Origin of the sequence: Staphylococcus sp. GDY8P85P (assembly GCF_017892405.1) — a bacterium.
GTDB lineage: Bacteria > Bacillota > Bacilli > Staphylococcales > Staphylococcaceae > Staphylococcus > Staphylococcus borealis.
In genome coordinates this window covers 1-8,173 of record NZ_JAESLA010000062.1, presented here as the reverse complement: position 1 = coordinate 8,173, position 8,173 = coordinate 1, and the positions used below count along the sequence as shown (strand labels likewise).

Below are 8,173 nucleotides of genomic sequence, written 5' to 3'. Positions count from 1 at the left end.
TCAACTTTGCAACAGAACCAAAATAGTTATTCAAAAATGAAGCTAGAGTTACATGACCAAACACTTGCACTTACAGGAGAAGTTGAGAAAGAAGCTTTAGTTTCAAAAAACAAAATGAACTTAAAATATTTTAAGACAGAATTTGTTAATAAAAATGAATTTCCAGATGAATCACTTGAGTATGAATTGCTGAAATTCATTACCCCACTAGTTGAACTTGAATTTTCAATAGATATCACAAATCCCAAGGTTCAAATTGTATTAAGTGAAAGTCAATTAGACTCTTTGATTAAAAACAATAACCTTAAAAGAAATTCAACTGTATTCATACACCCTGATGTTTTTTTTGACACGAAACAAAACAAGATCATTAAAGATTTAAAGATAACTATTCAAGAAATCCCAGATTACTTTTTTGGTAAGGAGCTATGGAGTAGATGATAAAATTAAAAGAATTTCAGCAAAATGCAGTAAATAAGTTATTAGAATTCACAGCACCTGAATATAAAGTTAATGAACTAACAATAAAGGCCCCTACCGGAGCTGGAAAAACTATCATACTTCTGTCATGGATTGAAGAGTATATAAAATCAACGGCAGATGATGTAGCATTTATTTGGTTCACTCCTGGTGCAGGCGAACTGGAAGAACAGTCAAAGGACAAAGCTAATAATTTTTCAAGTATTCAGGCACAATCTGTTGATGACGCATTAAATAATGGCTTTGGTATCGGTTCAGCAACCTTTATCAACTATGAACGAGTGGTCGGGAAAAAATCTAAAGCAATGTTAACAGACAGTGAACACGATAACCTAGTTGATAAAAGGTAGCGTCAAGAATCTTGTGTAAATGAAATGCCTTCGTACATATAATATGTAACTAACTCAAATAAATGATGCTTCCAAGGTGTCCTGGAGTCCTTTAAAGCCTCGGTGGATCCGCTTCAGAGACTTCTCGTTATAAGCATTAAACTGAGAAACCAGGAATCGATCCAGTGAATCTTCCGTTGGAAATTGTTCTTTGCGGTGGGTGGTGCGCTTGAGATGCTTGTTAAAGTTCTCAATCAAGTTAGTGGAGTAGAGTGATTGCCGAATGGCTGGTGGAAAGTCCATGAAAGTGAGCAGATTCGGCATTTTAAGCAGATCTTTGATTAACTTGGGATAGGTACGATGCCAGTTGTTGGCGAACTCATTCAGTTTCAGTTCGGCTGCTTCACGATTGGCAGCCCAATGAACTTGTTTAAAGTCATTGATCACGGCCTTACGGTCTTTCACCCGAACTTTGTTTATCAAATTACGCCCAACATGAACCAGGCAACGTTGTCGTTTAGCTTTGGGAAAATGCCGATTTAAACCTTCATCCAAACCAACTAACCCATCGGCCACAAACAACAGCACATCTTTGACACCTTGCTTAATCAGGGTTCCCAGTAATTCAGTCCAGATCCCAGTTGATTCCGTCGGCGCCACTTGGTAGTTCAGCACTTCTTTCGTACCATCTGGACGAATGCCAATCGCAATATGAACCGCTTCTTTTTGAACGGTATCCCGCTTTAACGGCAAGTAAGTGGCATCTAAGAAGATAGCCGCATATTGTGAAGCCAGTCGACGTTGCTGGAAAGCTTGAACCTGTTCATTGACGGCTTTAGTCATGTTGGAAACCGTGGCTTTGGAGTAGTGAGCACCGTACATATTCTCAATGAGTTCGGCAATTTCAGCAGTGGTAATTCCCTTGGTATACAACTGAATAACCGTTGTTTCTAAATTATCACTGTGCCGACCGTAGGCTGGCAAGGTATGATTTTCAAACCGGCCATTGCGATCTCGAGGAATGGTTAAGTTAAGTTGGCCGTACTTCGTATCAAACGAGCGCTCATAACTGCCGTTGCGGTTATTACCAGTGTTAATCCCAGCGTATGAGTAGCGTTCGTAACCCAAAAACTCTGCCAATTCAGTTTGAAGCAGCTGGTTGATGGCGATTTCAAGGTGGTGACGAAAAACTTCGTCCAAATCTTGTTTTTGGGCTAGTGCAGCGATAATTTCTGTGGTAAGTTCATTCATGGGGAATGCCTCCTGTGATGTTTTCTGTGGTTACTAAATATCATAAGGGAAGGCATTCCCTATTTCTATACAATTTAGAAATCTTTTGTGCGTTTACACAAGATATTTTACGCTCTCCAATCCCAAGAAGCCATTGATAAACGAAATGAGAAATTGACCCATTATTTGACGGAAGAATTGCAGGTATTAAATGAAGAAATGATTCGTAAGGATATTCCTACTAGTTCTAGTGTGAACGATATACAGGTGTGGCAGGTTTCTCAAGTGAATGAGAACACCTTTGAGGTACTGTTTTCTGTTGAACAAGTTATTACCGAAGACAAAGACAAGGAAACTATATCGTCTAGCTTTCATGTGGTTGTCCATATAGATGAATCAGATAATATGGTTATTATCAAAAATCCGACAATGAGTAAGAAACCTCAAAAATCGGACTACCAACCCAAACAGCTAGAAAGTGACCATACAGTAGATACAGAAACGATGGACGAAATCATTAGCTTTTTAGAAACGTTCTTCCAGCTCTATCCTACCGCCACAGAAAAAGAATTGACTTACTATGTAAGTAATCATGTGTTACCTATGATTAACAAGGAATATGTTTTCGAGGAATTGGTGAATCCTATCTTTACCAGAAAAGATAACCAAGTAATCGTGAATGTCGCTGTGAAATATTTAGATCAAGAAACAAAGGCAACCCAAATCTCGCAATTTGAGTTGATATTAGAAAAACAAGATAATTGGAAGATTGTAAAATAACAAATATTGGTACATGATTACAGATACTTTGTAATCATGTACTCTTTTTGATAAAAAATTGGAGATTCCTTTACAAATATGCTCTTACGTGCTATTATTTAAGTGACTATTTAAAAGGAGTTAATAAATATGCGGCAAGGTATTCTTAAATAAACTGTCAATTTGATAGCAGGAACAAATAATTAGATGTCCTTTTTTAGGAGGGCTTAGTTTTTTGTACCCAGTTTAAGAATACCTTTATCATGTGATTCTAAAGTATCCAGAGAATATCTGTATGCTTTGTATACCTATGGTTATGCATAAAAATCCCAGTGATAAAAGTATTTATCACTGGGATTTTTATGCCCTTTTGGGTTTTTGAATGGAGGAAAATCACATGAAAATTATTAATATTGGAGTTTTAGCTCATGTTGATGCAGGAAAAACTACCTTAACAGAAAGCTTATTATATAACAGTGGAGCGATTACAGAATTAGGAAGCGTGGACAAAGGTACAACGAGGACGGATAATACGCTTTTAGAACGTCAGAGAGGAATTACAATTCAGACAGGAATAACCTCTTTTCAGTGGGAAAATACGAAGGTGAACATCATAGACACGCCAGGACATATGGATTTCTTAGCAGAAGTATATCGTTCATTATCAGTTTTAGATGGGGCAATTCTACTGATTTCTGCAAAAGATGGCGTACAAGCACAAACTCGTATATTATTTCATGCACTTAGGAAAATGGGGATTCCCACAATCTTTTTTATCAATAAGATTGACCAAAATGGAATTGATTTATCAACGGTTTATCAGGATATTAAAGAGAAACTTTCTGCCGAAATTGTAATCAAACAGAAGGTAGAACTGTATCCTAATATGTGTGTGACGAACTTTACCGAATCTGAACAATGGGATACGGTAATAGAGGGAAACGATGACCTTTTAGAGAAATATATGTCCGGTAAATCATTAGAAGCATTGGAACTCGAACAAGAGGAAAGCATAAGATTTCATAATTGTTCCCTGTTCCCTGTTTATCACGGAAGTGCAAAAAACAATATAGGGATTGATAACCTTATAGAAGTGATTACGAATAAATTTTATTCATCAACACATCGAGGTCCGTCTGAACTTTGCGGAAATGTTTTCAAAATTGAATATACAAAAAAAAGACAACGTCTTGCATATATACGCCTTTATAGTGGAGTACTACATTTACGAGATTCGGTTAGAGTATCAGAAAAAGAAAAAATAAAAGTTACAGAAATGTATACTTCAATAAATGGTGAATTATGTAAGATTGATAGAGCTTATTCTGGAGAAATTGTTATTTTGCAAAATGAGTTTTTGAAGTTAAATAGTGTTCTTGGAGATACAAAACTATTGCCACAGAGAAAAAAGATTGAAAATCCGCACCCTCTACTACAAACAACTGTTGAACCGAGTAAACCTGAACAGAGAGAAATGTTGCTTGATGCCCTTTTGGAAATCTCAGATAGTGATCCGCTTCTACGATATTACGTGGATTCTACGACACATGAAATTATACTTTCTTTCTTAGGGAAAGTACAAATGGAAGTGATTAGTGCACTGTTGCAAGAAAAGTATCATGTGGAGATAGAACTAAAAGAGCCTACAGTCATTTATATGGAGAGACCGTTAAAAAATGCAGAATATACCATTCACATCGAAGTGCCGCCAAATCCTTTCTGGGCTTCCATTGGTTTATCTGTATCACCGCTTCCGTTGGGAAGTGGAATGCAGTATGAGAGCTCGGTTTCTCTTGGATACTTAAATCAATCATTTCAAAATGCAGTTATGGAAGGGATACGCTATGGTTGCGAACAAGGATTATATGGTTGGAATGTGACGGATTGTAAAATCTGTTTTAAGTATGGCTTATACTATAGCCCTGTTAGTACCCCAGCAGATTTTCGGATGCTTGCTCCTATTGTATTGGAACAAGTCTTAAAAAAAGCTGGAACAGAATTGTTAGAGCCATATCTTAGTTTTAAAATTTATGCGCCACAGGAATATCTTTCACGAGCATACAACGATGCTCCTAAATATTGTGCGAACATCGTAGACACTCAATTGAAAAATAATGAGGTCATTCTTAGTGGAGAAATCCCTGCTCGGTGTATTCAAGAATATCGTAGTGATTTAACTTTCTTTACAAATGGACGTAGTGTTTGTTTAACAGAGTTAAAAGGGTACCATGTTACTACCGGTGAACCTGTTTGCCAGCCCCGTCGTCCAAATAGTCGGATAGATAAAGTACGATATATGTTCAATAAAATAACTTAGTGTATTTTATGTTGTTATATAAATATGGTTTCTTGTTAAATAAGATGAAATATTTTTTAATAAAGATTTGAATTAATCCGAACGCTGTTCGGACAAAAAAGATCAGCTTCCTTTAAAATGGTGTTTACCACAAACCCATCTTTTAGGAGCTGATCTTTTGTCTAGTATAACCTATTCCGAACGAATTAAAATCGAAACCTTTTGTGAACTAGGGCTGTCCAATATCCAAATGGGCGTTCGGATTAATTTTAAAATCTACCATAAGTCTACCGATTTTTTAATATTATTTTATTCATCAATTTCCGGCGCCGACCCAAGCTCTGCCTGAATCATCCAGATTTTCTTCTCAATTGCGGTTTTGAGACCAATGAAAATATCTTGGGTACTGAAGTCTTTTTCAACATCGGATACTTCAATGCCGTGTTGGTAAAGGTCTTCCAAGTAACGATAGCCATCAACTAAGTGTGCGAGGCGTTCTGGGGTTGTTTTGTCCATTCACCAGGCCAGTCTTGAATCTTAGTGTTTTCGGCCATTTCTTTTAAGGTGGAGTAAGGACTGCCATCAAGCGCAATCAGCCGTTCAGAAATGACATCGAGTTGGCTGTCAATTTCTTCCATGAACTCATCCATCAAGGGGTGCAACTTCAAAAAGTTGGGTCCACGCATGTACCAATGCGTCTGATGGATAATCATTGACATCTGGCTCAAATCGGCAACGAGTTGATTTAATACTGCTTTGGTTTTCGTATATTTCATTAGATTGGTCTCCTTTCGATATGGTTATTATAACTTAGTGGTAGCTTAATCTGAAACGTTATACACTGGCAAATTAAGTTATTTATAGCCCGTAGAATTAAGTCGTTTTGAAAAGATGGAGACGTTATATGGAAGATTGTAAAATTAATCTACAATTGAATTTTATTTACCTTATGAAGATGTTCAAAACGCGTTAAAGGAAAGTGCGCAAACCCCTTTATACGTAGAAAGGATGAATGGGTAGTGGGTAACAATGAGTGTAAATTAAATAAGGCACAAAAAAGGATGCTTAAGGATAAAGAAATATATAATCATTTCAATTTAGAAAATATTTCCAGTTCCATCAAAACGGAGCTAAACAAGATAGTGCATGACATCGATGACTAATACTTTAACACCAAACAGAAAGGGGCTATGAATATATAGGGTCTATACTAGATAATGGACAGTATTTATTGAAATGGAGTAGTTGTAGGAGAGCTAGAAATCCTCTTATACCAAGGGTTTCTGGCTCTTCTTATCTTTTTACTGCACTTTTATTGCACTTTTTTCATTTCTTTGTTTCGCAAGTAGTCTACAGTAAATTGATTCTTTGGTGAAGTATCATAATTTTGTTTTGCTTCTTTAAAGGAAATGGCTCCATTTAATTTGTTAGCTACCTCGAAATTACTGTTAGGATAAAGATGTCCATACGTTCCTAAAGTCGTCTCAATATCTTCGTGTCCTAGACGATCTTTAATGATAAGTGGATTTTCTCCCATACTGATTAACAAGGAAGCATGAGAATGCCGTAACCCATAATATCGCTATCTTGAATTTCAATATAATCTTTATGCTTCTTTTTTATGCCAAGTGCATTAGCATAGTCACGTGCTTGTGATGGTTTTTCTGCGAATATGACGGTAGTCACTGTGATAACCTCCTTTTTTTATCTTTCAAATTCATCATTTTCTGCTTGTTCAATATATTCAGGTGGTAATGGATCAGGTTCTTCATATTGTTCAGGGGTATGTGACTTTTTTTCGTTATCTACTTCATATGTGTTTTCTGAAATTGCATCTTCGTCTATTTCATAATTAAATTCATTAGTATCTGTATTAAAGTTGAATGTAAACGCATCTTGATTATTTTGTATTTTTTGCGTATCTTCTTCGTTTAATGTAAGTGCATATTGTTCTGTACCTACTTCAACGATTACTTTATCACCATCTACATCTAATAATTCAGCTTCAACTTGTTTATCATTATCATTCTGCATTAAATCTTTATATTCACTTTTTTCATTTAATGTTTGAAATACTTCTGTTTCTTGAATATCATAGGCTTCTTTAATCGTATTATTTTGTTCTAATTCTAATTTTTCAGATTCTTGAATTTGTACTTTAGCTTGTTCAGGTAAACTTTTTTCAATGCTATTAATATCTTTAATGTAACTATCAATAACACTGTTTTGATAAGGTTTAGTGTTTGTTTCTGCCAAATGATTAATTCTACTTTCATTTAATTCTTTTGGACTAATTTGTTCTTCAATTGTTTGTATCGCTTGTAGTGTGAATTGTTCTAATTGTAGTTTATTAATATCATTATCAGCACTATAAGGGTCACTATATGATAAAACATTTTGTGCGTCTTTAAGATAATTATATAAATCAATCGTATTCCCTTTATTTTCATCACTATTTAGCGATATGTTTTGACTGATAGATTCAACATTATAATTTGGTTCTGTTTTATCAACATCAGGCTGTAAGGCTAGTTTTTGATTGATGATTTCAAGCCTTGCTACTTGTTCGTAGTTTCTAAGTCCTTGTATGTCAGCACTTCTATTAATCGTTTCATAACTATTAGTCATCATATCTTTTAAATCAGTAAATTGATTACTTAATGATGGTTGCTTTTGTTCTTGTGATAATGCTGATACTTGTTGTTGTTCTTTTGAGAAAAAATCTCTTACTTTATCAAATGTTGAAGTTAAATTTTCAACTGTAGCACTTTCTTTGTTCCATGTTACTAAATCTTTGATGTTATTTTTAATTGTTTCAGGATTAATAGCATGGTCATTAAAGAAGTTTTTCACGCCATTAACTTGCTGCATAATAAAATCACTTGTAAATGCATTACTCAAACGTTCTTTAATGCCTACAAGTGATTGTTGTAAATCTTTAAAATAATCATCTAAATTTAATTTTTGGTTTCTGTTGCAAAGTTGAATTAATAGTATAATTTTAACAAAAAGGAGTCTTCTTTATGGACTATTTCAGATATAAACAATTTAACAAGGATGTTATCACTGTAGCCGTTAG

9 protein-coding genes and 3 pseudogenes are annotated in these 8,173 nt (G+C 35.1%); 6 read left to right on the top strand and 6 right to left on the bottom strand.

Going from position 1 to position 8,173, the window contains the following annotated elements:
• Together KA828_RS11925 and KA828_RS11920 are read left to right on the top strand one after the other, a co-directional pair.
• The coding region (locus KA828_RS11925; RefSeq protein WP_204194353.1) for a hypothetical protein at nt 1-441 on the top strand (441 nt) is incomplete at its 5' end.
• Nucleotides 438-830, top strand: coding sequence for a DEAD/DEAH box helicase family protein (locus KA828_RS11920; protein ID WP_204194354.1), 393 nt, complete (start codon nt 438-440; stop codon nt 828-830). The genes KA828_RS11925 and KA828_RS11920, both read left to right, overlap by 4 nt.
• A gap of 54 nt (nt 831-884) precedes the next feature.
• On the opposite strand, the gene KA828_RS11915 is transcribed toward KA828_RS11920, so the two are convergent.
• Entirely contained in the window at nt 885-2,060 is a 1,176-nt protein-coding gene (locus KA828_RS11915; protein WP_002328814.1) for an IS256-like element IS1310 family transposase, read from the bottom strand.
• A gap of 111 nt (nt 2,061-2,171) precedes the next feature.
• Here KA828_RS11915 and KA828_RS11910 point away from each other — a divergent pair.
• The 4 genes and pseudogenes from KA828_RS11910 to KA828_RS11895 all read left to right on the top strand — a co-directional run.
• Nucleotides 2,172-2,819 (top strand): annotated as a pseudogene (locus tag KA828_RS11910) (conjugal transfer protein); the annotation flags it as partial.
• A gap of 274 nt (nt 2,820-3,093) precedes the next feature.
• Nucleotides 3,094-3,180 carry a tetracycline resistance determinant leader peptide gene (locus KA828_RS11905; protein ID WP_011058339.1) on the top strand — a complete coding sequence of 29 codons (87 nt, stop codon included), beginning with the start codon at nt 3,094-3,096 and terminating at the stop codon, nt 3,178-3,180.
• 15 nt (nt 3,181-3,195) lie between these two features.
• Nucleotides 3,196-5,115 carry a tetracycline resistance ribosomal protection protein Tet(M) gene (gene tet(M), locus KA828_RS11900; protein ID WP_000691727.1) on the top strand — a complete coding sequence of 640 codons (1,920 nt, stop codon included), beginning with the start codon at nt 3,196-3,198 and terminating at the stop codon, nt 5,113-5,115.
• A 157-nt stretch (nt 5,116-5,272) separates the two neighbouring features.
• Nucleotides 5,273-5,362, top strand: a pseudogene (locus tag KA828_RS11895) (IS30 family transposase); the annotation flags it as partial.
• 41 nt (nt 5,363-5,403) lie between these two features.
• Here the strand turns inward: KA828_RS11895 and KA828_RS13450 are convergent.
• The 5 genes and pseudogenes from KA828_RS13450 to KA828_RS11875 all read right to left on the bottom strand — a co-directional run bounded on the left by KA828_RS13450 (nt 5,404) and on the right by KA828_RS11875 (nt 7,965).
• Nucleotides 5,404-5,610, bottom strand: coding sequence for a ferritin-like domain-containing protein (locus KA828_RS13450; protein ID WP_481906431.1), 207 nt, complete (start codon nt 5,608-5,610; stop codon nt 5,404-5,406).
• Nucleotides 5,574-5,870 (bottom strand): Dps family protein, encoded by a 297-nt coding sequence (locus KA828_RS13445; RefSeq protein ID WP_481906430.1) that lies wholly within the window; start codon nt 5,868-5,870, stop codon nt 5,574-5,576. The genes KA828_RS13450 and KA828_RS13445 overlap by 37 nt, the downstream gene beginning before the upstream one ends.
• A gap of 536 nt (nt 5,871-6,406) precedes the next feature.
• Nucleotides 6,407-6,676: pseudogene (locus tag KA828_RS11885) on the bottom strand (site-specific integrase); the annotation flags it as partial.
• Nucleotides 6,637-6,780 (bottom strand): hypothetical protein, encoded by a 144-nt coding sequence (locus tag KA828_RS11880; RefSeq protein WP_193839970.1) that lies wholly within the window; start codon nt 6,778-6,780, stop codon nt 6,637-6,639. The pseudogene KA828_RS11885 and the gene KA828_RS11880, both read right to left, overlap by 40 nt.
• Before the next feature lie 18 nt (nt 6,781-6,798).
• A complete protein-coding gene (locus tag KA828_RS11875; protein ID WP_193839809.1) occupies nt 6,799-7,965 on the bottom strand; it encodes a hypothetical protein in 1,167 nt (388 codons plus the stop codon).
• Nucleotides 7,966-8,173 lie beyond the last annotated feature (208 nt).